Source organism: Lysobacter soli (genome assembly GCF_003382285.1).
Classification (GTDB): Bacteria; Pseudomonadota; Gammaproteobacteria; order Xanthomonadales; family Xanthomonadaceae; genus Lysobacter_J; species Lysobacter_J soli.
On sequence record NZ_QTJR01000004.1, the window covers coordinates 115,374 to 138,947 of the forward strand.

General features: G+C 66.4%; 25 protein-coding genes and 1 pseudogene. 9 read left to right on the forward strand and 17 right to left on the reverse strand.

All coding sequences use genetic code 11. From position 1 onward, the window contains the following. Nucleotides 1-4: 4 nt before the first annotated feature. Nucleotides 5-1,321, forward strand: a complete 1,317-nt coding sequence (locus DX912_RS07700) for a sensor histidine kinase (protein WP_115841915.1) — start codon at nucleotides 5-7, stop codon at nucleotides 1,319-1,321. Nucleotides 1,322-1,582: 261 nt separating this feature from the next. Here the strand turns inward: DX912_RS07700 and glmU are convergent, their stop codons facing one another. Beyond that, the gene (gene glmU / locus DX912_RS07705; protein ID WP_115841916.1) at nucleotides 1,583-2,953 is read right to left on the reverse strand and encodes a bifunctional UDP-N-acetylglucosamine diphosphorylase/glucosamine-1-phosphate N-acetyltransferase GlmU; all 1,371 of its coding nucleotides are present in this window, start codon (nucleotides 2,951-2,953) and stop codon (nucleotides 1,583-1,585) included. Between the two features lie 113 nt (nucleotides 2,954-3,066). Between glmU and DX912_RS07710 the strand changes: the two genes are divergently transcribed. Beyond that, nucleotides 3,067-3,471: a GtrA family protein gene (locus DX912_RS07710; protein WP_115841917.1), complete on the forward strand. Its 405-nt coding sequence runs from the start codon at nucleotides 3,067-3,069 to the stop codon at nucleotides 3,469-3,471. 105 nt (nucleotides 3,472-3,576) lie between these two features. Here DX912_RS07710 and DX912_RS07715 read toward each other — a convergent pair whose 3' ends face one another. From DX912_RS07715 to DX912_RS07755, 9 genes are all read right to left on the reverse strand, one after another. Next, nucleotides 3,577-4,002: a F0F1 ATP synthase subunit epsilon gene (locus DX912_RS07715; protein WP_115841918.1), complete on the reverse strand. Its 426-nt coding sequence runs from the start codon at nucleotides 4,000-4,002 to the stop codon at nucleotides 3,577-3,579. Between the two features lie 144 nt (nucleotides 4,003-4,146). Beyond that, nucleotides 4,147-5,547, reverse strand: coding sequence for a F0F1 ATP synthase subunit beta (gene atpD / locus DX912_RS07720; protein WP_115841919.1), 1,401 nt, complete (start codon nucleotides 5,545-5,547; stop codon nucleotides 4,147-4,149). Nucleotides 5,548-5,610: 63 nt separating this feature from the next. Next, nucleotides 5,611-6,474 (reverse strand): F0F1 ATP synthase subunit gamma, encoded by an 864-nt coding sequence (gene atpG, locus DX912_RS07725; protein ID WP_115841920.1) that lies wholly within the window; start codon nucleotides 6,472-6,474, stop codon nucleotides 5,611-5,613. 67 nt (nucleotides 6,475-6,541) lie between these two features. After that, a complete protein-coding gene (gene atpA, locus DX912_RS07730; RefSeq protein WP_115841921.1) occupies nucleotides 6,542-8,092 on the reverse strand; it encodes a F0F1 ATP synthase subunit alpha in 1,551 nt (516 codons plus the stop codon). Nucleotides 8,093-8,140: 48 nt separating this feature from the next. Then, entirely contained in the window at nucleotides 8,141-8,668 is a 528-nt protein-coding gene (locus DX912_RS07735) for a F0F1 ATP synthase subunit delta (protein ID WP_115841922.1), read from the reverse strand. 48 nt (nucleotides 8,669-8,716) lie between these two features. After that, nucleotides 8,717-9,187: a F0F1 ATP synthase subunit B gene (locus tag DX912_RS07740; RefSeq protein ID WP_115841923.1), complete on the reverse strand. Its 471-nt coding sequence runs from the start codon at nucleotides 9,185-9,187 to the stop codon at nucleotides 8,717-8,719. A 95-nt stretch (nucleotides 9,188-9,282) separates the two neighbouring features. After that, entirely contained in the window at nucleotides 9,283-9,561 is a 279-nt protein-coding gene (gene atpE / locus DX912_RS07745) for a F0F1 ATP synthase subunit C (protein WP_115841924.1), read from the reverse strand. Between the two features lie 77 nt (nucleotides 9,562-9,638). After that, nucleotides 9,639-10,469 carry a F0F1 ATP synthase subunit A gene (atpB, locus tag DX912_RS07750; RefSeq protein ID WP_115842075.1) on the reverse strand — a complete coding sequence of 277 codons (831 nt, stop codon included), beginning with the start codon at nucleotides 10,467-10,469 and terminating at the stop codon, nucleotides 9,639-9,641. Nucleotides 10,470-10,479: 10 nt separating this feature from the next. Continuing rightward, complete coding sequence (locus DX912_RS07755; protein WP_232338469.1) at nucleotides 10,480-10,848, reverse strand: hypothetical protein; 369 nt, start codon at nucleotides 10,846-10,848, stop codon at nucleotides 10,480-10,482. 260 nt (nucleotides 10,849-11,108) lie between these two features. Here DX912_RS07755 and DX912_RS07760 point away from each other — a divergent pair, with 260 nt between their 5' ends. Next, the gene (locus DX912_RS07760) at nucleotides 11,109-11,327 is read left to right on the forward strand and encodes a DUF2061 domain-containing protein (RefSeq protein WP_115841925.1); all 219 of its coding nucleotides are present in this window, start codon (nucleotides 11,109-11,111) and stop codon (nucleotides 11,325-11,327) included. A 417-nt stretch (nucleotides 11,328-11,744) separates the two neighbouring features. After that, nucleotides 11,745-12,548, forward strand: coding sequence for a hypothetical protein (locus DX912_RS07765; protein ID WP_115842077.1), 804 nt, complete (start codon nucleotides 11,745-11,747; stop codon nucleotides 12,546-12,548). 72 nt (nucleotides 12,549-12,620) lie between these two features. On the opposite strand, the gene lpdA is transcribed toward DX912_RS07765, so the two are convergent. The 4 genes from lpdA to DX912_RS07785 all read right to left on the reverse strand — a co-directional run bounded on the left by lpdA (nucleotide 12,621) and on the right by DX912_RS07785 (nucleotide 17,550). Continuing rightward, nucleotides 12,621-14,441: a dihydrolipoyl dehydrogenase gene (gene lpdA, locus DX912_RS07770; RefSeq protein WP_115841926.1), complete on the reverse strand. Its 1,821-nt coding sequence runs from the start codon at nucleotides 14,439-14,441 to the stop codon at nucleotides 12,621-12,623. A 19-nt stretch (nucleotides 14,442-14,460) separates the two neighbouring features. Further along, complete coding sequence (locus DX912_RS07775; protein WP_233433522.1) at nucleotides 14,461-15,138, reverse strand: hypothetical protein; 678 nt, start codon at nucleotides 15,136-15,138, stop codon at nucleotides 14,461-14,463. Next, a complete protein-coding gene (locus tag DX912_RS07780; protein ID WP_115841927.1) occupies nucleotides 15,135-16,574 on the reverse strand; it encodes a dihydrolipoyllysine-residue acetyltransferase in 1,440 nt (479 codons plus the stop codon). Before DX912_RS07780 ends, DX912_RS07775 begins: the two co-directional genes overlap by 4 nt. Nucleotides 16,575-16,665: 91 nt before the next feature. Then, entirely contained in the window at nucleotides 16,666-17,550 is an 885-nt protein-coding gene (locus tag DX912_RS07785) for a DUF2884 family protein (RefSeq protein ID WP_147298590.1), read from the reverse strand. Nucleotides 17,551-17,803: 253 nt separating this feature from the next. On the opposite strand from DX912_RS07785, the gene DX912_RS07790 reads away from it, so the two are divergent. The 3 genes and pseudogenes from DX912_RS07790 to DX912_RS07800 form a co-directional block, all read left to right on the forward strand. Beyond that, nucleotides 17,804-18,454, forward strand: coding sequence for an OmpW/AlkL family protein (locus DX912_RS07790; protein ID WP_115841929.1), 651 nt, complete (start codon nucleotides 17,804-17,806; stop codon nucleotides 18,452-18,454). Between the two features lie 180 nt (nucleotides 18,455-18,634). After that, a complete protein-coding gene (locus DX912_RS07795) occupies nucleotides 18,635-18,829 on the forward strand; it encodes a hypothetical protein (protein ID WP_115841930.1) in 195 nt (64 codons plus the stop codon). Nucleotides 18,830-18,836: 7 nt separating this feature from the next. Further along, nucleotides 18,837-19,568, forward strand: a pseudogene (locus tag DX912_RS07800) (DNA-formamidopyrimidine glycosylase family protein); the annotation flags it as partial. Between the two features lie 192 nt (nucleotides 19,569-19,760). Here the strand turns inward: DX912_RS07800 and DX912_RS07805 are convergent. From DX912_RS07805 to DX912_RS07810, 3 genes are all read right to left on the reverse strand, one after another. Then, the gene (locus tag DX912_RS07805; RefSeq protein ID WP_115841932.1) at nucleotides 19,761-20,648 is read right to left on the reverse strand and encodes a DMT family transporter; all 888 of its coding nucleotides are present in this window, start codon (nucleotides 20,646-20,648) and stop codon (nucleotides 19,761-19,763) included. Nucleotides 20,649-20,940: 292 nt separating this feature from the next. Beyond that, nucleotides 20,941-21,171 carry a hypothetical protein gene (locus tag DX912_RS18155; RefSeq protein ID WP_147298591.1) on the reverse strand — a complete coding sequence of 77 codons (231 nt, stop codon included), beginning with the start codon at nucleotides 21,169-21,171 and terminating at the stop codon, nucleotides 20,941-20,943. A 151-nt stretch (nucleotides 21,172-21,322) separates the two neighbouring features. After that, on the reverse strand, nucleotides 21,323-22,393 hold the full coding sequence (locus DX912_RS07810; RefSeq protein ID WP_115841933.1) for an NAD(P)-dependent alcohol dehydrogenase: 1,071 nt from the start codon (nucleotides 22,391-22,393) through the stop codon (nucleotides 21,323-21,325). A 158-nt stretch (nucleotides 22,394-22,551) separates the two neighbouring features. Here DX912_RS07810 and DX912_RS07815 point away from each other — a divergent pair, with 158 nt between their 5' ends. Both DX912_RS07815 and DX912_RS07820 read left to right on the forward strand, forming a co-directional pair. After that, nucleotides 22,552-23,034: a YajQ family cyclic di-GMP-binding protein gene (locus tag DX912_RS07815; protein ID WP_115841934.1), complete on the forward strand. Its 483-nt coding sequence runs from the start codon at nucleotides 22,552-22,554 to the stop codon at nucleotides 23,032-23,034. A gap of 1 nt (nucleotide 23,035) precedes the next feature. Further along, the gene (locus DX912_RS07820) at nucleotides 23,036-23,572 is read left to right on the forward strand and encodes a DUF1415 domain-containing protein (RefSeq protein WP_115841935.1); all 537 of its coding nucleotides are present in this window, start codon (nucleotides 23,036-23,038) and stop codon (nucleotides 23,570-23,572) included. Nucleotides 23,573-23,574 lie beyond the last annotated feature (2 nt).

The window sequence follows — 23,574 nt, forward strand, 5'->3', positions numbered from 1 at the left end:
TGCGATGGACGCGCCGAAGCGCCACTTCTCGATGGCCGGAAAGCTCGCGCTGCTGTTGTTCGCGGCAATGCTCGGTGCCGTCGGGTTGTGCGCGCTGCTGATCGACTGGCTGGGCAATGCGCTGCTCGGCGCGAGCCTCACGCTGGTTCTGTGTGCGCTGGTCGCGCCGTTGATCGCGCAGCGTTATCTCGCGCGGCAACTGAGCCTGTTCCGCGCGCTCTCCGGTTCGGTCGCCAGCTTCCGCGACGGCGATTTCAGCTTCAGCGTCACGCGCCGCTCGCACGACGAGCTCGACGATCTGGTGGAAGCGCACAACGAACTGGGACGTGTGCTGCGCGACGAGCGCCAGTCGCTGTTCCAGCGCGAACTGCTGCTGGACACCGTGGTGCAGAACACGCCGACCGCGCTGCTGCTGATCGAAAGCCGCGGCGCGATCGTGTACGGCAACCTCGCCGCGCGCCAGCTCTTCCACGACGGCCGCAAGGTCGAAGGCCTCAAGTTCCCGCAGCTGATGGAGCACACGCCGGCGCCGCTGCGCGAAGCGCTGGGCGAAGGCCGCGACCGGCTTTTCAGCTTCGAACACGCCGGGCAGGAAGAGACCTACCACCTCGCGCGCCGCGACTTCCACCTCAACGGCCGCGTGCACACGCTCTACATGTTCAAGCGCCTCACGGCGGAGTTGAACCGGCAGGAAGTAGCGACGTGGAAGAAGGTGATCCGCGTGATCAGCCACGAGCTCAACAATTCGCTGGCGCCGATCACGTCGCTGGCGCATTCCGGCGCGGAGCTGCTGCGACGCGAGGATTACGAGAAGCTTGGCCGCATTTTCGAAACCATCGAGGAACGCGCACGGCATCTGCATGGTTTCCTGCGTGGCTATTCCAGTGTCGCCAAGCTGCCGGTGCCCGAACTCGAATCGGTGGACTGGGCGCCGTTCCTGTCGCGACTGCAGCAGCATTACGGCTTCCACCGCGGTCCGATTCCGAGCGAACCCGCGCGCTTCGACGCGGCGCAGGTGGAACAGGCGCTGATCAACGTGCTGAAGAACGCGCACGAGTCGGGCTCGAACGAAGGCGACGTGACGCTGAGCGTGCGACAGATCGGCCGCGTGGTGCGCGTGGAGGTAAGCGATCGCGGCCCAGGCATGTCGGACGCGGTGCTCGCGAACGCGCTGGTGCCGTTCTATTCCACCAAGCGCACCGGCAGCGGCCTGGGCCTGGCGCTGGCGCGCGAGATCTGCGAAGCGCACGGCGGCCGCATCGGCCTGGCCAATCGCGATGGCGGCGGGCTGACGGTGAGTCTGACGTTGCCGGTGGAGTGAGGCGTCGCCGCGCGAGGCGTTTGGTCGCCGTCGCACTGCGCTCCTCCTTTCGCGATAGTCCTGCGCCTGCGACCACATGGGTCGTCATCCCGGCGAAAGCCGGGATCCAGGCTATCAAGGCATCCGCCGTCGGCGTTCGTGGCAGAGGCGAAGGCACCGCAAGCATCCGAAGGCGCGGGCCTGGGTCCCGGCTTTCGCCGGGATGACGCTATGTGTGGCGAGCGAGTCGGGTGAAGTGCCCTCACCCGCGTCGATGCGAAGTCAGGCCTTCGGCTTCTTCTTCGGCCGCTGCCAGCCTTCGATCGTCGCCTGCCGCGCGCGCGCGACCGTGAGCTTGCCTTCGGGCGCATCGCGCGTCACGACCGAGCCGGCGGCGATCGTCGCCTCGCGGCCGATCGTCACCGGCGCGACCAGCGAGGAGTTCGATCCGATGAACGCCCCGTCCTCGATCGTCGTCGTCGACTTGTTCACGCCGTCGTAGTTGCAGGTGATCGTGCCTGCGCCGACGTTCACGCCCGCGCCGATGACCGTGTCGCCCAGATAGGTGAGGTGGTTGGCCTTGCTGGTGACGCCGATGCGCGCGTTCTTGGTCTCGACGAAGTTGCCGACATGCACGCCATCGGCGAGCACGGTGCCGGGACGCAGGCGCGAGTAGGGGCCGATCTGCGCGGCGCCTTCGACGATCACGCCATCGAGATCGCAGTGCGCGCGCACTTCGGTGCCCGGGCCGAGCGTGACGTCCTTCAGGCGGCAGAACGGACCGATGCGCACTCCGTCGCCGAGCACGACCTTTCCTTCGAGCACGACGTCGACGTCGATCTCCACGTCGTGGCCCACGCGCACTTCACCACGCTGGTCGAATCGCGACGGATCGGCGAGTCGTGCACCCTGCAAACACAGCGCACGCGCGGCGCGACGCTGGAACGCGCGCTCCAGCTGCGCGAGCTGCCATGCGTCGTTCGCGCCTTCGACCTCGATCGGATCGACGACGTGCACCATCTCGGCCGCGTTGAACTCGGCGGCGGCAGAGGCGAAGACATCGGTGAGGTAGTACTCGCCCTGCGCGTTGTCGTTGCCCAGGTGCTGCAACCAGCGGCGCAATGCCTCGCCGTCGGCGACGAGGATGCCGGTGTTGACGGTGCGGATCTCGCGCTGCTCGTCGTCGGCGTCCTTGTGTTCGACGATGCGGCCCACGCGGCCTTGCGGATCGCGCACGATGCGGCCGTAGCCGGTGGGATCGTCGAGATCGGCGACCAGTACCGCGATGCGGCCTTCTGCGGCGAGCAGACGCTGCAGCGTCTCGGCAGTGATGAGCGGCACGTCGCCGTACAGCACCAGCACGCGTGCATCGACCGGCACCGACGGCATCGCGTGCTGCACGGCATGGCCGGTGCCCAGGCGCTGCTCCTGCTCGGTCCAGTGGAGATCGGTCTGGTCGGCAAACGCGGCACGGACCTGCTCGCCGCCGTGGCCGTAAACGATGTGGATCCCTGCGGCGCCGAGCTGGCGCGCGGTGTCGATCACGTGACCCAGCATCGGCTTGCCGGCGATCTTCTGCAGCACCTTGGCCGTGGCGGACTTCATGCGCTTGCCCTCGCCGGCGGCGAGGATGACGACGTGGAGCGGGTTCATGCGATGAGGGACTCGTGGACGCGACCGCGGGGATCTTATCAATGCGAAACGCAACGCGCCGTGCGTGTGGGTCGCGTGCAGGGGCGCGCGCGGGCCTCGCTTAGAATCGCGTCATGCGTAACCGCCCCGATCGTTCGACCCTCGCCCGGCAAGGCGGCCGCTACGTCGTGGTCGGCGGCGTGCAGCTGCTCGTGGACTGGGCGGTGTTCGTTGCGCTCAGCGCGGCCGGGATTCTGGTGGAGCCGGCGAACATTTTCGGGCGGATCAGCGGCGCCGCGATTGGGTTCTGGGGAAACGGCCGGTTCACTTTCGCCAGCGCCGACACGGCAGTTGGTCGTCGGCAGTTCGCGCGTTTCGTGATCATGTGGCTTACGACGACGGCGATCAGCACCTGGGCGGTGGGGCACATCGACGACGCCGTCGGCCTGCGTTGGGCGTGGTTGGCGAAGCCGGCGATCGACATGACGGTCGCGGCGATCGGCTTCGTGCTGTCGCGGCACTGGGTGTATCGGCGGTAGGCGCGTACGCGTCACGCCGTCGGACCAAACAGAAAGGCGACGGGGTCTCCGTCGCCTTCCTGTGCATCGAGCGGGGCTGCGCGCAGCTATCCCGCAGCGTTGCCGTCAGTGCTTCATGTTCTTGCGCAGGCGCTCCAGCGCGCTGAGCTGGGCGATGCTCATGGCCAGCTGGCTCTGGGCTTCTTCCATGCTCATCTTCGGATCCTTCTTCGACAGGATCCGCTCGGCTTCTTCCTTCGCGGCGCGGACGGCGGCTTCGTCGATGTCCTGCGCGCGCACCGCGGTGTCGGCCAGCACGGTGACGACCGTCGGCTGCACCTCGAGGATGCCGCCGGAGATCGCGAAGTCCAGCTGCTCGCCACCCGGAAGGGTCACCACGACCTTGCCCGGCTTCAGGCGGGTGATCAGCGGCGCGTGCTTCGGCGCGATGCCGAGCTCTCCGATTTCACCGGTGGCGACCACCAGCTCGGCGTCGCCGTGGAAGATTTCCTGCTCGGCGCTGACGATGTCACAACGAATCGTGGATGCCATGGAGAACGTGCCTTTCTTCTGCGTCCCCCTCTCCCGCCTGCGGGAGAGGGTTGGGGTGAGGGCGGAAGCGGAGCTTCCACCCTGACCCTCTCACCTTCGCGCACCGGTCAGTGCTGCGATGGGAGAGGGAACAAGATCAACCGATCAACCGGTGATCTTCTTGGCCTTCTCGACCGCTTCCTCGATGCCGCCGACCATGTAGAACGCCTGCTCCGGCAGGTGGTCGTACTCGCCTTCCACGATGCCCTTGAAGCCGCGGATGGTGTCCTTCAGCGACACGTACTTGCCCGGCGAACCGGTGAAGACTTCGGCGACGTGGAACGGCTGCGAGAAGAAGCGCTCGATCTTGCGGGCGCGCGACACGGCCTGCTTGTCTTCTTCCGACAGCTCGTCCATGCCCAGGATCGCGATGATGTCCTTCAGCTCCTTGTACTTCTGGAGCGTCGACTGGACCTTGCGCGCGACTTCGTAGTGCTCCAGGCCGATCACGTTCGGATCGAGCTGGCGCGAGGTGGAGTCGAGCGGGTCCACGGCCGGGTAGATACCCAGCGAGGCGATGTTTCGCGACAGCACGACGGTGGCGTCGAGGTGGGCGAAGGTGGTCGCCGGCGACGGGTCGGTCAGGTCGTCCGCGGGCACGTACACGGCCTGGATCGAGGTGATCGAACCGGTCTTGGTCGAGGTGATGCGCTCCTGCAGGACGCCCATTTCCTCGGCCAGCGTCGGCTGGTAACCCACCGCCGACGGCATGCGGCCCAGCAGTGCCGACACTTCGGTACCGGCCAGCGTGTAGCGGTAGATGTTGTCGACGAACAGCAGCACGTCACGGCCCTTGCCCGAGGCGTCCTTCTCGTCGCGGAAGTACTCGGCCATCGTCAGGCCGGTCAGCGCGACGCGCAGGCGGTTGCCCGGCGGCTCGTTCATCTGGCCGTACACCATCGCCACCTTGTCGAGGACGTTGGAGTCCTTCATCTCGTGGTAGAAGTCGTTGCCCTCGCGGGTACGCTCGCCCACGCCGGCGAACACGGACAGACCCGAGTGCGCCTTGGCGATGTTGTTGATCAGTTCCATCATGTTGACGGTCTTGCCGACGCCGGCGCCGCCGAACAGACCGACCTTGCCGCCCTTCGCGAACGGGCACATCAGGTCGATGACCTTGATGCCGGTTTCCAGCAGCTCGTTGGCCGAGGACTGGTCTTCGTACGTCGGGGCCGCGCGGTGGATTTCCCAATGATCGGCAGCCTGCACCGGGCCGGCTTCGTCAATGGCGTTGCCCAGCACGTCCATGATGCGGCCGAGCGTGCCGGCGCCGACCGGCACCGCGATCGCGCGGCCGGTGTTGGTGGCGACCAGGTTGCGCTTCAGGCCGTCGGTGGAGCCCAGGGCGATGGTGCGGACGACGCCGTCACCGAGCTGCTGCTGGACTTCGAGCGTGATGGCGGTGTTGTCGACCTTCAGCGCGTCGTACACCTTCGGCACGGACTCGCGCGGGAACTCGACGTCGACGACGGCGCCGATGATCTGAACGATCTTGCCCTGACTCATGGTGATTTCCTCTAACTTGAATCTGTGTGGCGGTCGCGGATGGCGCGCCCGCCTCGTGTTGGTTTAGACCGCCGCGGCGCCGCCGACGATTTCCGAGATTTCCTGCGTGATCGCAGCCTGGCGGGCCTTGTTGTAGACCAGGTTCAGCGTGCCGATCAGCTTGGTGGCGTTGTCGGAGGCGGCCTTCATCGCGACCATGCGCGCGGCATGCTCGGACGCGACGTTCTCCAGCACCGCCTGGTACACCAGCGACTCGACGTAGCGGTTGAGCACGTGGTTCAGCACGCTCTCTGCATCGGGCTCGTAGATGTAGTCCCAGTCGTGCCTGGCGACCTGCGTCTCCGACGGCGGCAGCGGCAGCAGCTGGTCGAACGCCGCGCGCTGGGTCATCGTGTTGACGAAGTCGTTGTAGCAGACGAACACGCGGTCGAGGTTGCCGCTGCTATAGCCGTCCAGCATCACCTTGACCACGCCGACCAGGTCTTCCAGCTTCGGCTGGTCGCCCAGGTGGGTGACCGAACCGACCATGTTGACCTTGATGCGACGGAAGAACACCGAGGCCTTCTGGCCGATGGTGACCACGTCGATCTCGACGCCCTGCTCGTGCCACCTGCGGAACTCGCCGAGCAGCTTGCGGAACAGGTTGTTGTTCAGGCCACCGGCGAGGCCGCGGTCCGACGACACGATGATGTAGCCGACGCGCTTCACGTCCTGGCGCTCGACCAGGTACGGATGCTGGTAATCGGAGTTGGCCTGCGCCAGGTGGCCGATCACCTGCTTCATCACGCGCGCATACGGACGCGAGACCTTCATGCGTTCCTGCGCCTTGCGGATCTTGGAAGCCGAGACCATCTCGAGCGCGCGCGTCACCTTGCGGGTGTTCTGCACGCTCTTGATCTTGGATTTGATTTCGCGTCCGCCTGCCATGCTGCTCTCGTCTGCTTGGATTCAACGGCGCGGGCCGGAGCCCGCGCGGATGACCGACTTTCGTCGCTTACCAGGTACCGGTCTGCTTGAACTCGGCGATGCCCTTCTTGAAGGTCGCCTCGATCTCGTCGTTCCAGTTGCCGGTGCTGTTGATCGTCTTGACCAGCTCGCCCTGCGTGTTGACGAAGTGGGCGTGCAGGCCCTCTTCGAACGCCAGGATCTTGTTGACCGGCACGTCGTCGAGGTAGCCCTCGTTGACGGCGTAGATCGACAGGGCCTGCAGCGCGATCGACATCGGCGCGTACTGCTTCTGCTTCATCAGCTCGGTGACGCGCTGGCCGCGCTCGAGCTGCTTGCGGGTGGCTTCGTCCAGGTCGGAGGCGAACTGCGCGAACGCAGCCAGCTCACGGTACTGGGCGAGCGCGATGCGGATGCCGCCCGACAGCTTCTTGATGATCTTGGTCTGGGCCGCACCACCGACGCGCGACACCGAGATACCGGCGTTCACGGCGGGGCGGATGCCGGCGTTGAACAGGTCGGTTTCGAGGAAGATCTGGCCGTCGGTGATCGAGATCACGTTGGTCGGCACGAACGCGGACACGTCGCCGGCCTGCGTTTCGATGATCGGCAGCGCGGTCAGCGAACCGGTCTTGCCCTTCACTTCGCCGTTGGTGAACTTCTCGACGTACTCCTCGGACACGCGCGCGGCGCGCTCGAGCAGGCGGCTGTGCAGGTAGAACACGTCGCCCGGGTAGGCTTCACGACCCGGCGGGCGCTTGAGCAGCAGCGAGATCTGGCGGTAGGCGACGGCCTGCTTGGACAGGTCGTCGTACACGATCAGCGCGTCTTCGCCGCGGTCCATGAAGAACTCGCCCATCGTGCAGCCCGAGTAGGCCGAGATGTACTGCATGGCGGCCGATTCGGACGCCGTGGCGGCGACGACGATCGTGTGCGCCAGCGCGCCGTTCTCTTCCAGGCGACGCACGATGTTCGCGACGGTCGAGGCCTTCTGGCCGATCGCCACGTACACGCACTTGATGCCCGTGCCCTTTTGGTTGATCACCGCGTCGATGGCCAGGGCGGTCTTGCCGGTCTGGCGGTCGCCGATGACCAGCTCGCGCTGGCCGCGGCCGATCGGGATCATCGCGTCGACGGTCTTGTAACCGGTCTGCACCGGCTGGTCGACCGACTTGCGCCAGATCACGCCCGGGGCGACGCGCTCCACCGGAGCGGTCTGCGAGGCGCCGATCGGGCCCTTGCCGTCGATCGGCTCGCCCAGCGCGTTCACGACGCGGCCGAGCAGTTCGCGACCCACCGGCACTTCGAGGATGCGGCCGGTCGTCTTGGCGACGTCGCCTTCGCGCAGGTGCTCGTAGTCACCCAGGACCACGGCGCCGACCGAGTCGCGCTCCAGGTTCAGCGCCAGCGCGTAGGTGCTGTTCGGCAGCTCGATCATTTCGCCCTGCATCACGTCGGCCAGGCCGTAGATGCGCACGATGCCGTCCGACACCGAGGTGACGGTGCCTTCGTTGCGCGCTTCGGCGGTCAGCTTGACCTTCTCGATGCGGGTCTTGATCAGTTCACTGATTTCGGACGGGTTGAGCGTGGTGGTTGCCATGGGTTGAGTCCCTTGATCCGGCATAGACCGGAATTGCAGATGAATTCGTTATTGCGACAGCGTCGACTGCAGGCGCTCGAGCTTGCCCTTCAGCGAGCCGTCGATGACCACGTCGCCCGCGTCGATCACGGCGCCGCCGATCAGCGAGGCATCGACCGCCGTCTCGATCTCGACCTCGCGGCCGAAGCGCTTCTTCAGCGCGGCCTTGATGGCGTCGAGTTCGGCGGACGGCAGCTCGCTCGCAGCGGTGACCTTCGCCTTGACCACGCGCTCGGCTTCGGCGCGCAGCTCCTCGAACTGGCCGGTGATTTCCGGCAGCAGAACGAGGCGGCGGTTGTCGGCGAGCAGGCCGAGGAAGCGGGTGAAGGCTTCATCGGCGCCGTCCGGCGCAAGCAGGCCGACCGCGTCGGCAGGGTTCAGCAGCGGGTGGCCGAGCAGCGCCTGCGCCTGCGGATCGGCAGCCACGCGCGAAGCGAAGGCGAGCGCCTGCGACCACGCAGCGGTGCGACCGCCCTCGCGCGAAAGCGCGAAGGCGGCACGTGCGTACGGACGGGCGAGGGTCAAGGCCTGGGTCATTTCAGATCATTCCGCTCGAGCGAGCCTGGGTGATGCCGTGTGCACAGATCAAAGCTGGGCTGCCAGCTCGTCGAGCAGCGCCTTGTGGGCGTTGGCGTCGATTTCGCGCTTGAGCAGCTTTTCGGCGCCGGTCACGGCCAGCGTGGAGACCTGCTTGCGCAGTTCCTCGCGGGCGCGGTTCGATGCCGCCGCAATCTCGGCTTCGGCCGCCGACTTCTGTCGGTTGGCTTCGGCGATCGCGTCGTTCTTGGCCTGGTCGATGATCTGATTGGCGCGCTGGTGCGCCTGCTCGATGATCTCGTTGGCCTTCGTACGCGCGCTGCGCAGCTCGGCGTCGACGCTCTGCTGTGCCTGCGCGAGGTTCTTCTGGCTCTGCTCGGCAGCAGCCAGGCCCTCGGCAATCTTTTGTTGACGTTCTTCGATCGCCTTGTTCAGCGGCGGCCAAATGAACTTCATCGTGAACCAGATGAGGATCGCGAACGTGATCATCTGGCCGAAGAAGGTCATGTTGATATTCATGACAGCTCCGATGGAACGCTTGTCTTTCGGGCGGTTACGCCCGGGAGAGCCGCCCGGGTCACGGACGGCTCAATAGATCGGCTTGCGGCCCGGGATCAGGCGCCAGCGGCGGTCTGCAGCGCGCCCAGCAGCGGGTTGCCGAAGGCGAACAGCAGGCCGACGGCCAGCGCGATGATGAACGCCGCGTCGATCAGGCCGGCCAGCAGGAACATGCGGCCCTGCAGCATCGGAACCAGTTCCGGCTGGCGGGCAGCCGACTCAAGGAACTTCGAGCCCATCAGCGCGATGCCGAGGCACGCGCCGATCGCGCCGAGGCCGACCATCATGCCGATCGCGATCGCGGTCAGGCCCTGCACACTGGCGATGAATTCCATGGTTTTCTCCTACTGAAACGTTTTGGTTTGGACGACTAAGGAAGGTGAAGCTTGGAAGGTGAAGCGGTAAAGCGAAATCAGTGACTCTCGTACGCGCCGGCGATGTAGACGACGGTGAGGATCATGAAAATGAAGGCCTGAAGCAGCACGATCAGGATGTGGAACAGGGCCCACGCCGTGTTGAACAGCACGCCCGGCACGAACATCAGCAGGCCGCCGCCCAGCAGGCCGGCGATGAGCATGAAGACCAGCTCGCCGCCGTACATGTTGCCGAACAGTCGCATCGCCAGGCTGACCGGCTTGACGAGGTATTCGATGACGTTGAGGCCGAGGTTCGCCGGTGCCAGCGCGATCTTCGCGCCGGTGCCGTGCGCGTGGAACGGCGCGGTCAGCAGTTCCTTGCCGAAGCCGAAGCCGCCCTTGGCCTTTACCGAGTGGTAGAGGATCAGGAAGAACACGACGACGGACAGGCCGAGCGTGGTGTTGAGGTCGGCGGTCGGGACCCAGCGGAAATAGGTGTGGTGCGCGACTTCCGCGCCGGCGGTCGTCTTCACCAGCCAGCCCGGCAGGTCGAGCGGCAGCAGGTCCATGCCGTTCATCAGCACGACCCACATGAAGATCGTCAACGCCAGCGGCGTAATCGAACGGCGGTCGCCGTGGAAGCTGTCCTTCACCTGGCCGTCGATGAACTCCAGGATCAGCTCGACGAATGCCTGTCCCTTGGACGGCACGCCGGCGGTGGCCTTGCGCGCGAAGAACGCGAACCAGCCGATGAAGATCAGACCCAGCACCAGCGACACCGCCCAGGTGTCGATATGGAACGCACCGCCGAACACTTCGATCGTGTTCTGCTGCAGGTGATGCTGGATGTATTCGTTCAGGCCGCCCGAACCGGTCTGTTCGCTCACGAAAGACACCTTATCGTTTCAAAAGATTGGCCAATACGAATGCCAGCGTCGCCGCGAGCACTCCCACCAGCATCGGCAATGGCGGCAGCTTGAACCCGGCCAGGCCGAGGGTTAAAACTCCAAACACCACCACCCACTTCAACATCACCCCGGCCAGAAGCCGCCCCATCGCCATGCCGGCCGGCTGGATGCCGCCGCCCAGGGCCATCAGGGCCGCCACCAGTCCGCCTGCTACGACTGCACCGCCGCCCACCGCCGCCGCCAGCGCCATTGGCGCCCCGAGGGGGATGAACGCCAGCGCGGCCAGCGCTGCCGCGGCGGCCTGCCAGGCAGTCGCGCGCGACGCCAGCCGGCGGCCTGCGGACAAGGGATCGTGCACGCGGGACTCGTCGGTCTGGGGCAGGCGCAAAGCGCCCGGTAGAGCCGCAAAAGTATAAAGGTCCCCTTAAGTCCGGGCAACCGGCGCCAGTCACGGCGCCCGGATTTCGCCCGGATTCGGGCCAATCGGCACGATTCCGGACGTCCGCGGCTTTTTCTCGAACAATAGACCGCGACTATCGGTGCGGCTGGATCATTCGATTGGACCTCCCGGCAGGCGTCCACATAATGAGAACCACTCTCATTGGAAGGACTCTCCCCATGGCCAAGACTTTCAGCTTCGCCGCCGTCCACTTCAGCGTCGCCTTCATGGTCGGCTATCTGATGACGGGCAGCGTCTGGGTCGGCGGCGCCCTCGCCTTGGTCGAGCCCGCCTGCAATACGGTCGCCTTCCACTTCCACGAGAAGATCTGGAAGCGCATCGAGGCGCGCCGGCAGCACGCTGCCCCGCACCAGGAATCGGACGCCGTCGCAGTGTGACGTCGGTCCGGTTTTTCGATGACGGCCGCGAAGCGCGGAACCTTTCCGGACTTGCCCGGTCCCAACCAGCGATCGCCCGCCGACGCTCTCTCCTCGTCAACGGCAGTCTAGGTGGGCCCTCCGAAGCCCCGGCTCGCGCCGGGGCTTCTCCTTTTGTGTCGCCCCGCGCTGTGTGCGCGCTTGTTTTTCGCTGACGTCCAGTCCCGCATCGCACTGAAGTGATGCGCACTGCGCATCGACATCATTCCCCACTTCGCGCAACGACGATGCAGCTCGCGTGAGTCGCATGTGAGCGTGCTTGCGCTCGAACGCACCGTCGCGACATCAACGCATGCGATGCGCGCGCTTTCACTTCTGCTGCATGTCCATTGAGGCTCCATTACGCACTCGCAATCGCCTCGATGGAGTGGACTGATGATGGAGTTGAAGCGTTTGGGCCTTGCGTTGGCCCTGTCTTCCGTATTTTTCGCCGGCGCCGCGCAGGCGCAACAGAACGATCGATTCACCCTCCGCATCGGCGCGATGGATGCCGATGCTTCCAGCGAACTGACTGCCAACACGACCTTCATGGGGCAGGACTACCGCTACAGCCAGGACTTCGATTTCGGCAGCAACGAAGTGTCGCCGCGCATCGACGGCACGTTCCGCTTCAGTGACCGCCAGCGCCTGGTGTTCGACTACTTCCAGTACGACAAGGAAAACACCACCACGCTCGATCGCGACCTGTCCTACGACGTGTACACGATCCCCGCCGGCAGCTTCGCGCGTGCCGAAGTGGAGTTCACGCTGGCCAGCCTGATGTACGACTACGCGGTCGTGGATACCGACACCTTCGAGATGGGCCTGCAGATCGGTGCCGAGTGGGCGAAGCTCGACGGCAAGCTGCTCGCCGAAGCCGGGCCGTACCGTTACGAGGACAGCGACCAGGAAGACGGCTATGCGCCGGTGGTCGGTGCGCGCTTCACGTTCACGCCGAGCGAGAAGTGGCTGATCAACCTGCAGGGCCAGTACCTGGACGCCGACTGGGGCGATTTCGGCGATTACGACGGCAGCATCTCGCGCGCCAACGCCGCGGTCGAATACCGCTTCACGCCGGTGTTCGGCGCGTTCGTGGGCTACGACTGGTTCAAGCTCGATGCACGCCGCGGCGGTCGCGATGGCTCGCTCGGCCTCGACCACCGCTTCAAGGGTCCGGTCGCGGGCGTGTCGTTCTCGTTCTGATCCGGCTTCCTGCGACGCAAACGAAACAGGCGCGGACTTCCGCGCCTGTTTCGTTGCAGCTGCTGTCCCGACTTACTTCTTCTTCGGGATGTACAGGTCGGTGATGGTGCCTTCGTAGACTTCGGCCGCCATCGCCACCGTTTCGCTGAGCGTCGGGTGCGGGTGGATCGTCGCGCCGATGTCGCCGGCTTCGGCGCCCATTTCGATGGCGAGGGCGACTTCGCTGATCAGATCGCCCGCGTGTACGCCGGTGATGCCGCCGCCGATGATGCGATGCGTCTTCTCGTCGAAGATCAGCTTGGTGAAACCTTCGCCGCGGCCGATGCCCACCGCGCGCGCGGAAGCCGCCCACGGGAACTTGCCCACGCCGACATGCAGGCCCTTGGCCTTCGCCTCGGTTTCGGTGACGCCGACCCAGGCGATTTCCGGATCCGTATACGCCACCGACGGCACGACGCGCGCGACCCACTCGCGCTTCTCGCCGGCCGCGACTTCCGCGGCGAGCTTGCCTTCATGCGTGGCCTTGTGCGCCAGCATCGGCTGGCCGACGAGGTCGCCGATGGCGAAGATGTGCGGCACGTTCGTGCGCATCTGGCGATCCACCGGGATGAAACCGCGATCGGTCACCTGCACGCCGGCCTTGTCGGCGTCGATCTTGTTGCCGTTCGGCGCGCGGCCGACGGCGACCAGCACGCGATCCCACGTGCCGTTCTCCAGCGCAGGCGTCGCGCCGGCCTCGGCCGCCTCGAACGAGACGGTGATGCCGGACTTCGAGGCTTCGACTTTCGCGGCCTTGGTCTTGAGATGGACGATGACGCCCTGCTTCTTCAGGCGGTCGGCCAGCGGCTTGACCAGGTCCTTGTCGGCGCCCGGCATCAGCTGGTCCATGAATTCCACGACGGTCACTTCGCTGCCCAGCGCGCGATACACCGTCGCCATCTCCAGGCCGATGATGCCGCCGCCGACGACGAGCAGTTTCTTCGGCACCTCGGCCAATTCCAGCGCGTCGGTGGAATCCATGATGCGCGGGTCGTCCCACGGGAAGTTCGGCAGCTTCACGGCCTGCGAACCGGCCGCGATGATGCACTGCTCGAAACGCAGCAGCTGCGTCTTGCCGTCATCGCCGGTGATCTCCAGCTCGTTGGGCGAGACGAACTTGCCGACGCCCTGCACCGTACGCACCTTGCGCTGCTTGGCCATGCCGCCAAGGCCCTTGGTGAACTGCCCGACGACCTTGTTCTGCTTGAAGTCGCGCAGCTTGTCGAGGTCGATCTTCGGCTTGCCGAAGCTGATGCCGATGTCGGACGAATGCGCGGCTTCATCGATCAGCGCCGCCGCGTGCAGCAGCGCCTTGGACGGAATGCAGCCGACGTTGAGGCACACGCCGCCGAGGCTGGCGTAGCGCTCGACGAGGACCGTATCCAGGCCGAGGTCGGCCGCGCGGAACGCCGCCGTGTAGCCGCCTGGGCCGGAACCCAAGACGACGATGCGGCATTCGATGTCGGCCTTGCGGCCCGTGCCCAGCGCGGGCTTGGGCGCCTCGCTCGGCGGTGCGGCCGGCGACGGTGCCACCGGCGGCTTGGCCTGTTCGGGAGCAGCTTGCGCGGCAGGCGCTGCGGCCTTGGGCGCTTCGGCCTTCGGTGCGGCGGCTTCGCCGGCGCCTTCGAGCACGACGATCACGGCGCCTTCGGCGACCTTGTCGCCGACCTTGACCTTGATTTCCTTCACCACGCCTTCGTCGGACGAGGGCACTTCCATCGTGGCCTTGTCCGATTCCAGCGTGACCAGGCCCTGGTCCTTCTTCACCGTGTCGCCGACGGCGACGAGCAGCTCGATCACCGGCACGCCGTCGTAATCGCCGATGTCCGGCACCTTGACTTCAATCGTCGCCATTGTGGGGGTCTCCTGCGACTCAGCCGGTGGCGCCGGCGAGCGTCTGTTCCAGTTGCGATTCCAGCTCGTCCAGCGACTCCTCGAGCTTGCGCCAGCGCTTGAAGCGCTTCTCGTCGCTATCGTCGGTGGCCTCGATCAGCAGGCCGAGCTGTTCCATGAGTTCGGCGGTCGGACCGCACGCGGGTTGCAGCCCGCTGACGCGCAGCGGCGCGCCGGTGGCGGATTCGCCGACGACGAACAGCAGCACCTCGCCTTCGTGGAACTGCGCCGCGCGGTCGGCCGGCACCTGCGTGCTGAGCGCGCGCTGCCAGTCGGTCACGACGCGACGCGCGAGCGCGGCGGGCATCGGCACTTCGACGACGTCGGGCTGCTGGCCCACGCGAAGCTCGCGCTTGCCGCCGCTCCACACTTCGACGCGCTCGTCCGCCTCGGTGAAGCGCAGGCGCCAGTCGCCCTCGCCTTCGCCGGCAAACAGCTGCACGCCGCTTTCGACGCTGCGCGCAGGCAGGCGGGTCAGGCTGAGCACGGGCTTGGCACCGCCGAAGAACAGCTGCTCCACGGCCGTGCCGTAGTTCTCCGTCGCCGGCGGCCAGCCGCGGCCGAGGTCGACCGCGCACGCATCCGCGGCGTGCGCGACGGACGTCGTCGCCAGCGCTGCTAACGCCGCAAGCGCCACCCCCAGCGCGCGCTGCGTCACAGCAGCACGCGCCGCATGTCGGCCAGCAGCTGCGCCAGGTACGCGGTGAAGCGCGCGGCGGCGGCGCCGTCGATGACGCGGTGGTCGTAGCTCAGCGACAGCGGCAGGATCAGGCGCGGCGCGAACTGCTTGCCGTCCCACACCGGACGGATCGCCGACTTCGACACGCCGAGGATCGCGACTTCCGGCGCGTTGACGATCGGGGTGAACTTCGTGCCGCCGATGCCGCCGAGCGAGCTGATCGAGAAACAGCCGCCGGTCATGTCGGCCGGGCCGAGCTTGCCGTCGCGCGCCTTCTTCGCCAGCTCCGAGGTTTCCTGCGCGATCTGCAGCACGCCCTTCTTGTCGACGTCGCGCACGACCGGAACGACCAGGCCGTTCGGCGTGTCGGCGGCGAAGCCGATGTGGAAGTACCTCTTCAGCACCAGGTTCTCACCCGAACCATCCAGCGAGGCGTTGAAGGTCGGGTACTTCTGCATCGCGGCGACGGATGCCTTCATCAGGAAGGCGAGCATCGTGAGCTTGACGCCGCTCTTCTCGTTTTCCTTGTTGAGCGCGACGCGCAGCTCTTCCAGATCGGTGATGTCGGCATCGTCGTGCTGCGTGACGTGCGGGATCATCGCCCAGTTGCGCGCGAGGTTCGCGCCGGACAGCTTCTGGATGCGAGACAGCGGCTTGCTTTCGATCTCGCCGAACTTGGCGAAGTCGACCTTCGGCCACGGCAGCAGGTTGAGGCCGCCACCACCGCTGACGGGTGCGGCGCCGGCCGACGGCGCGGCGCCGCCTTCCATCACCGACTTCACGAACTTCTGCACGTCTTCGCGGCTGATGCGGCCGCCGCGCTCGCTGCCGCCGACCTGCGCCAGGTCCACCCCGAGCTCGCGCGCGAACAGGCGCACCGCCGGGCTGGCGTAGGGCACCTTGTCGGGCATCAGTTCATTGGAGTCGAACGTCACCGGCGGGCTGCGCGGCGGCATGGCTTCCGGGTCCACGCCCGGACGCGAGGCATCGATGGACGCCTGCGCGATGCGGTCGGCCTGCTGCGGGACGACGACGGGTTCGACGCTGGTACCGGTCTCCGCCGCCCGGACCTGCTGCGACGGCGCGGCGGGTTCGGCGCGGGCCGGCGCGGCGGCCTTGGCCGGCTCGGCCTTCGGGGCTTCGGGCTTCGGCGCTTCGGCGGCCGGCGCGGCGTCGGTCGGTTCGATCAGCGCGACCACGCTGCCTTCGGCCAGTTCGTCGCCGATCTTGACCTTGATCTCGCGGATGACGCCGGCGAACGGTGCCGGAACCTCCATCGTGGCCTTGTCCGATTCGAGCGTGACCAGTCCCTGGTCCAGCTTCACCGTGTCGCCTACCGCGACCAGCAATTCGATCACCGGCACGCCGTCGTAGTCCCCGATGTCGGGAACGCGTGCTTCTTTGAGCTCAGCCATTGTGGGGGGTCCCGCAGACGCGAAAACCCTATTGTGCGGTTTGGCGGCCCATGCGCCAACCAAGACTTCCGTACGTACCGGTATCCGGTACTCAGCGTGTCTTTTCAGGAAGTTGCCCGGCCCGGGCCGCTTCCTCGGCGGCGTTCGCAGCCGGGGTGTCGTCGTCCGGCCGGCTCGCCCGGAGCAACCCCAGCGGCTGTCCGCCCGGCAGGCGGAATTCGAGCGCGTCGTCGATCCGGTCCAGTTCGACCATGCGGCGGCACAGGCCCTGCGCCCGTGCTTCCAGCGCCCGGGCACGCGGTTCGGCGCGGGCGTCGATCTGGGCGTCCAGGTCTTCCAGACGCTTGAGCCGCGACGCATCGCCGCTGAAGGCCGCGCCGATGGCGCCGGACACGATGTCCCCGATCATGCTCGGGATCACCTCGGCCACCGCTTCGCCGATGCCATCGCCGAGCTCGCGGCCGTTGAAGCGCGTCGCGGTGACCGAGCGTGCGAGCCGCGCGTCGATCTGCGAACGCGCGCGATCGAGTTTCTGCTGCACCAGCTTCGGGTCGCTGGCGAATCCGGTCGCCACTTCGCCCAGCACCGTGAAGGCGATGTCCGCGGCGTCGCGCCCGATGGCCTGGGCCTCCGGCATCGCGGCGCGCGCGCCCTGCTCGAATTCGGCGATGCGCTGGCGGTCGGCGGCGTTCAACTCGACCCAGCGGTCGTCGACGAAGAGCCTGCCCTGCCGCATGACGATCGCGTGCGGCACGCCGGCCTCGCGCGTCAGGATGACGCTGCGTTCGTCGATGGTCAGGTCGTAGTCACTGTCGATGTCGCACGAAGCATCGATGTCCACCTCGGCCGCGAGGGCCGGCGCGGTCACGAACGCGAGGCACAACGCGCACGACGCTAACTGTCGATTCATGGAGCACTCCCCCCGCCCTTTCCGTGGGTTTCCATCTTGCCTCCTGCGTGCCGCGTTGTCCTCCACCGCGAATACACGCCCGTCGGAAAGCCGATGCGTGGAGCGTTCGTCAACGACGCGAGCGCATGGTCAAGCACGATTCATCACGAACGTGGCAGACGCGCGCGCAGCGCGTAGCCGTGAGCGCCGCGCGAAAGTTCCGCGCATCGCGATTGCACGGCAAGAACGGTTCATCGACCGATCGCTACGGTGGCGGCGCCTTCAAAGGCGATGCCTCCCCCAAGGCGTGATCGATAAACCAATAACAGGAGATTTCTCCATGAAGCACTTTCGTCAGTTGACCCTGGCCGTCGTGGCCACCCTCGCCATCGCCCCTGCCTTCGCGCAGGAGATCACCGGTCCCGATACCAGCGGCAAGAAGTTCGCGGTCGTCGGCGGCTACACGCTGGCCGAACCGACCAAGAATCCGATGATTGCCGGCGAGCGCACCAACGTGGACGGCGACGGCGCCGCCACGCTGAGCGCGAACTACTACATCACCGACAACATCGCCATCGAGGCGTGGGGCGCGGCCGACAAGTTCGGCAACCGCGTGCGTACGCCGAACGGCAAGGTCGCCAGCGTCGACACCCAGCCGTACGCGCTGAGCGGCCAGTACCACTTCGGCAACACGCAGAGCATCGTGCGTCCGTTCGTGGGCCTGGGCTACTTCGAAGCCAACACCGACGGCGAGAAGGCCGAACCGACCGGCCCGCTGGCCGGCCAGCACATCGGTGTTGAAACCGCCAAGGGCGCGATCGCGACCGCCGGCGTGGACGTCAACATCACCCCGACGTGGTTCGCCCGTGCGGACGTGCGCTACATGCACGACACCACCGGCCAGCCGAACGTCACCGTCGACGGCGCCAACGTCGGCAAGGCCGAGTTGAATCCGGTCACGGTGGGCGTGGGCCTCGGCGCGCGCTTCTAAGTCGCACCGTTCCATGCACGCGAGACGCGCCCCTCTGGGGCCCGTTTCGTTTCGGTCACGGGACGACTTCACACGAAGCGCGCTCGCGGCTCGACCGCACGCTGAACGCATTCACGCCACGCTAACCGCCTCCCCGTAGGGTCGCGGTGACCCCTGAATTCCCCCTGCAAGGAGTTGCGCATGACCACCAAGCTCGACAAGCCCCTGCGTCGCGAAATCCAGATCGAGGAACGCGCCTACACCCTGACCATCGATGCCGACGGCCTCAAGCTCGTCGAGAAGGGTCGCCGCAATGGCCAGGAATTGCGCTGGGCCGATCTGGTCAGCGGGAACGCGCAGCTGAACGCGGCGCTGTCGGCCAGCACCGAGCGCTGATCCGCCCGTGCCCGAAGGTCCCACGATCGTCATCCTCCGCGAGGAGGCGGTCGGATTCGAAGGGCGCCTGGTCGAGGAGGTCAGCGGCAACAGCCGGCTCGACCTCCAGCGCATGCGCGGTGAGCGCATCACCGCGCTGTGCAGCTGGGGCAAGCACTTCCTGATCCGCTTCCCCACCTTCGCGATGCGCGTGCACTTCATGCTGTTCGGCAGCTATCGCATCAACGAACGTCGCGAAGCCGCACCGCGCATGAGCCTGCGTTTCGACGACGGGCAGGAACTGAACTTCTACGCATGCTCGCTGCGCTACATCGAAGGCGACCTCGACGTCGTCTACGACTGGAGCGGCGACGTGATGGCCGATGCGTGGGATCCGAAGAAGGCGCGCCGCAAGCTCAAGGCGCGACCAATGCTGCTCGCAGCCGACGCGCTGCTCGACCAGACGATCTTTGCCGGCGTCGGCAACATCATCAAGAACGAAGTGCTGCACCGCATCCGCGTGCATCCTGAGAGCCAGGTCGGCGCGCTGTCGGCGCGCAAGCTCGGCGAACTGATCACGCAGGCGCGCGAATACAGCTTCGATTTCCTGCACTGGAAGAAGCAGTTCGTCCTGCGCAAGCACTACCAGGTGCATACCAAGCAGATCTGCCCGCGCGACGGCACGCGGCTGTCGTATCGCGCCAAGCTCGGCCATTTCCAGCGCCGCGCGTTCTTCTGCGAGACCTGCCAGGTGTTCTACGGCGAGCGGCTGCCGCCGCCGGAACCGATCACGCGCGGGCGGAAGACGATCTCGAAGAAGGCGACGAAAGCGCCGGCGAAGGCGGTGAAGAAGGCTGCGAAGAAAGTGACGAAGAAGGTCTCGAAGAAGACTGTCACCAAGGCCGTCAAACCTGCAGCGAAGCGAAGCAGCGCACGACGCGTGTGATGCTGCCTATGGGTGCTCGGCTTCCGCGTGCACCTTCTCGCGACGGATCAGGTACAGGCCGCTGGCGACGATGATCGCCGCGCCCACCCAGGTGATCGCGTCGGGCAGCACGCCCCAGAATGTCAGGTCGAACAGCACGCCCCACACCAGTGCGGTGTACTCCAGCGGCGCGATGGCGGAGGCTTCGCCCAGGCGGAATGCCTCGGTGATGGCGTACTGGCCGAACGCGCCTGCGACGCCGATGAAGGCGATGAGCGAGAAGTCCTCGCGGCGGATCGCCACCCATTCCGGCCACGCCAACGCGCCCGCGCCGAGCGCGATCATCACCATCAGCCACACCATCATCGACTGCGTGCTGTCGGTGCGCGCGAGGATGCGCACGGTGATCGCGCTGACGGCGTACATCACCGCGGCGACGAGCACCGCCAGTGCGGCGAGGCTGATCATGCCCTCGCCCGTCGGCCGCAGCAGGACGATCACGCCGATGAGGCCGACGACGATCGCCGCCCAGCGCCGCGGCCCGACCTTCTCGCGCAGTACCGGCACCGACAGCGCGGTGATCAGCAGCGGCGCGACGAAGAAGATCGAGTAGGTCGTCGACAGCGGAAGCTTGGACACGGCGTAGACGAACGTCGCCATCATCGCCACGCCCAGCACACCGCGCAGCAGGTGGAGCGACCAGCGCACGCGCAGCAGCGGCGCAACGCCGCCCGTCCACAGCGCCCACACCAGCACCAGCGGCAGCGATGCCGCGCCGCGCAGGGACGCCACCTGGAACGGCGGATAGTGCGTGGACAACTGCTTCAGCCCCGCATCCATCATCGCGAACATCGCCACCGCGACCAGCATGGTCAGCATGGCGCGGCCCTGGTGCGCGTTGCGGGAGGGGGACATGACGGGAACCGGCGGGTGGGGTCCGCACTATAAGGCCAGGAGCCGCTCATCGGCGAAGGCCTCAGTGCTGCCGGTGGCGTTGCGTTGCCGCTGCTATTGCCGTTGCTCTTGCTCTGCAGTTGTTGCTGTTGCTGTTGCCGTTGCTCTCGAACGGCCTATTCGTCGCTAGCCCCGAAGGGCGCCGCACAGGATGTGCGGCGGTGAGCGCTGAGCCATGGATGGCGAATCGCGAACGCGCCCTTTTGCTTTCCGGTCGTAGGACTGGGTTGGACTTGTACGCACTTTCTTTAGGTTACTTTTCTTTGTGCGAGCAAAGAAAAGTGACCCGAGCGCCGCAGGCGATCGGAAGCTTGGCGGGTGATTCTTCTTTGCTTTGCCGGACTACGGGGAAAGCGTGGAAAGTCCATGGATTCCCGCCTTCGCGGGAATGACGAGCAAGAGCAAGAGCAAAGGCAAAGGCAAAGGCAAAGGCAACATCACGATGGATTCCAGCTTTCGCTGGAATGACGGTGATGTGGCTCACCGCTGCCGGAGTGCCCGGATGTTGCGGGCCCGGGTCCCGGCTTTCGCCGGGATGATGGTGAGGTTGGGAGCCGTCGAGAGAGTGCCCGGACGCTACTGGCCCGGGTCCCGGCTTTCGCCGGGATGACGCGAGGAGACCGCGGCAGACCAGATCAGCCCTTCAAACTCGCCATATCGATCACGAACCGGTATCGCACGTCCGACTTCAGCATGCGCTCGTACGCCTCGTTGATCTGGTCCATGCGGATCACTTCGATATCCGACGCCACGCCGTGCGCCGCGCAGAAATCCAGCATTTCCTGCGTCTCGGCAATGCCGCCGATCATCGAGCCCGCCAGACGGCGACGCTTGCGGATCAGCACGCCAGCGGCCACGGACTCGGGCGCTTCCGGCAGGCCGAGCAGCACCATAGTGCCGTCGAGCTTGAGCAGGTTGAGGTACGCGTTGTAGTCGTGCTCGGCCGATACCGTGTCGAGGATGTAGTCGAAGCTGCCTGCGAGCTTCTTGAACACCTCGCCGTCGCGCGTCGCCGCGAAATCCTGCGCGCCCAGCGCGAGCGCATCGGCACGCTTGGATTCGGACGTGCTCAGTACCGTGACGTGCGCGCCCATCGCGGCGGCGAGTTTCACGCCCATGTGCCCCAGGCCGCCGAGGCCGACCACGGCCACGCGATCGCCTGGCTTCACGCCGAAATGCTTGAGCGGCGAGTACGTGGTGATGCCCGCGCACAGCAGCGGCGCAGCGCGATCGAGCGGAATCGACTCGGGAATGCGCAGCACGTAGCCGGCGTCCACGGTGATCTGCGTGGAATAGCCACCGTAGGTCGGGCGGCTGCGATGCTGGCGACGACGGTCGGCGTGGTCGCGCTCGAAGCTGTTGTAGGTACCGGTCATGCCGAAGTCGCAGTACTGCTGCTCGCCGGCCTCGCACGAGGGGCACTGGCGGCACGAATCGACGAAACAGCCGACGCCGACCGCCTCGCCGAGCTTGAACGCGGTGACCTCGTTGCCGAGCTTGGCGATGCGGCCGACGATCTCGTGCCCCGGCACCATCGGGAATACCGAGCCGCCCCATCCGTCGCGCGCCTGGTGGATGTCGGAGTGGCAGACGCCGCAGTAGAGGATGTCGATCAGCACTTCGCGCGGGCCTGGCTCGCGGCGGTCGATGGTGAACGGCGCAAGCGGCGTGGTCGCGCTCAGCGCGGCGTAGGCGGGCGTGGACATGCGGTGCTCCTTCAAGGCGAATCGGCAAAGTCTAGTTGGCCCGATGTTTCCGCGCCGTGCGCCAACGGCCGTCATGCGCCGACACAGCGTTCCAACGCTGCAGCTTCGCGCCCGCTGCGCTACCCTTTGCGCCCCCGAAACGCCCTCCGGAGCGGCCCATGCCTTCCTTCGACATCGTCTCCGAAGTCGACAGCCACGAACTCACCAACGCCGTCGACCAGGCCAACCGCGAGCTCGGCACCCGCTTCGATTTCAAGGGCGTGGACGCGAAGTTCGTGCTGGAAGACCAGACCATCACGCAATCGGCGCCGAGCGATTTCCAGCTCAAGCAGATGAACGACATCCTGCGTGCGCGACTGATCGCCCGCGGCATCGACGTACGCTGCCTGGAGTTCGGCGACGTGGAAACCAACCTCGCCGGCGCGCGGCAGAAGATCACCGTCAAGCAGGGCATCGAGCGCGAACTGGCCAGGAAAATCCAGGCGTCGATCAAGGACGCCAAGCTCAAGGTCGAAAGCCAGATCAACGGCGACAAGCTGCGCGTGACGGGCAAGAAGCGGGACGACCTGCAGGCCGCGATCGCGCTGCTTCGCGGCGTCGAGTTCGAACGGCCGCTGCAGTTCGAAAACTTCCGCGACTGACATGAGCGGCGAGGACCCCATCGCGCAGACCCGCCGCTGGCTGGAGCGCGCGGTGATCGGGCTCAACCTGTGCCCGTTCGCCAAAGCGGTGTATGTGAAGCAGCAGGTGCGCTTCGTGCTGAGCGAAGCGACGACGACCGAGGCGCTGCTGGACGAACTGACCGCGGAGCTGTCGCTGCTTTCGCAAACCGATGCGCAGGCCGTGGACACCACGCTGCTGGTGCATCCGCACGTGCTTACGGACTTCCTGGACTACAACGATTTCCTCGATCGCGCCGACGCGGCTGTCGCGGCGCTCGGACTGGAAGGCGAGATCCAGGTCGCCAGCTTCCATCCGCAGTACCAGTTCGCCGGCACGTATCCCGACGAGATGGGCAACTTCACCAATCGCGCGCCGTTCCCGACGCTGCACCTGCTGCGCGAGGCGAGCATCGATCGCGCGGTGGCCGCATTCCCGGATCCGGATGTGATCGTGGAGCGGAATATCGCGACGCTGGAGGAGCTGGGCGTCGAGGGGTGGAAGCGGTTGATGGAGTAAGG

Bases quoted from the DNA above. Each gene is read 5' to 3' on its own strand.
- DX912_RS07780 (WP_115841927.1), bottom strand. From the start codon at position 16,574: ATGGCTGAGCTCAAAGAAGCACGCGTTCCCGACATCGGGGACTACGAC.
- DX912_RS07765 (WP_115842077.1), top strand. From the start codon at position 11,745: ATGGAGTTGAAGCGTTTGGGCCTTGCGTTGGCCCTGTCTTCCGTATTT.
- atpE (WP_115841924.1), bottom strand. From the start codon at position 9,561: ATGGAATTCATCGCCAGTGTGCAGGGCCTGACCGCGATCGCGATCGGC.
- DX912_RS07810 (WP_115841933.1), bottom strand. From the start codon at position 22,393: ATGTCCACGCCCGCCTACGCCGCGCTGAGCGCGACCACGCCGCTTGCG.
- DX912_RS07815 (WP_115841934.1), top strand. From the start codon at position 22,552: ATGCCTTCCTTCGACATCGTCTCCGAAGTCGACAGCCACGAACTCACC.
- atpG (WP_115841920.1), bottom strand. From the start codon at position 6,474: ATGGCAGGCGGACGCGAAATCAAATCCAAGATCAAGAGCGTGCAGAAC.
- DX912_RS07700 (WP_115841915.1), top strand. From the start codon at position 5: ATGGACGCGCCGAAGCGCCACTTCTCGATGGCCGGAAAGCTCGCGCTG.
- DX912_RS07710 (WP_115841917.1), top strand. From the start codon at position 3,067: ATGCGTAACCGCCCCGATCGTTCGACCCTCGCCCGGCAAGGCGGCCGC.
- DX912_RS07805 (WP_115841932.1), bottom strand. From the start codon at position 20,648: ATGTCCCCCTCCCGCAACGCGCACCAGGGCCGCGCCATGCTGACCATG.
- lpdA (WP_115841926.1), bottom strand. From the start codon at position 14,441: ATGGCGACGATTGAAGTCAAGGTGCCGGACATCGGCGATTACGACGGC.
- DX912_RS07715 (WP_115841918.1), bottom strand. From the start codon at position 4,002: ATGGCATCCACGATTCGTTGTGACATCGTCAGCGCCGAGCAGGAAATC.
- DX912_RS07740 (WP_115841923.1), bottom strand. From the start codon at position 9,187: ATGAATATCAACATGACCTTCTTCGGCCAGATGATCACGTTCGCGATC.
- DX912_RS07760 (WP_115841925.1), top strand. From the start codon at position 11,109: ATGGCCAAGACTTTCAGCTTCGCCGCCGTCCACTTCAGCGTCGCCTTC.
- DX912_RS07820 (WP_115841935.1), top strand. From the start codon at position 23,036: ATGAGCGGCGAGGACCCCATCGCGCAGACCCGCCGCTGGCTGGAGCGC.
- DX912_RS07790 (WP_115841929.1), top strand. From the start codon at position 17,804: ATGAAGCACTTTCGTCAGTTGACCCTGGCCGTCGTGGCCACCCTCGCC.
- glmU (WP_115841916.1), bottom strand. From the start codon at position 2,953: ATGAACCCGCTCCACGTCGTCATCCTCGCCGCCGGCGAGGGCAAGCGC.
- atpA (WP_115841921.1), bottom strand. From the start codon at position 8,092: ATGGCAACCACCACGCTCAACCCGTCCGAAATCAGTGAACTGATCAAG.
- DX912_RS07795 (WP_115841930.1), top strand. From the start codon at position 18,635: ATGACCACCAAGCTCGACAAGCCCCTGCGTCGCGAAATCCAGATCGAG.
- DX912_RS07735 (WP_115841922.1), bottom strand. From the start codon at position 8,668: ATGACCCAGGCCTTGACCCTCGCCCGTCCGTACGCACGTGCCGCCTTC.
- atpD (WP_115841919.1), bottom strand. From the start codon at position 5,547: ATGAGTCAGGGCAAGATCGTTCAGATCATCGGCGCCGTCGTCGACGTC.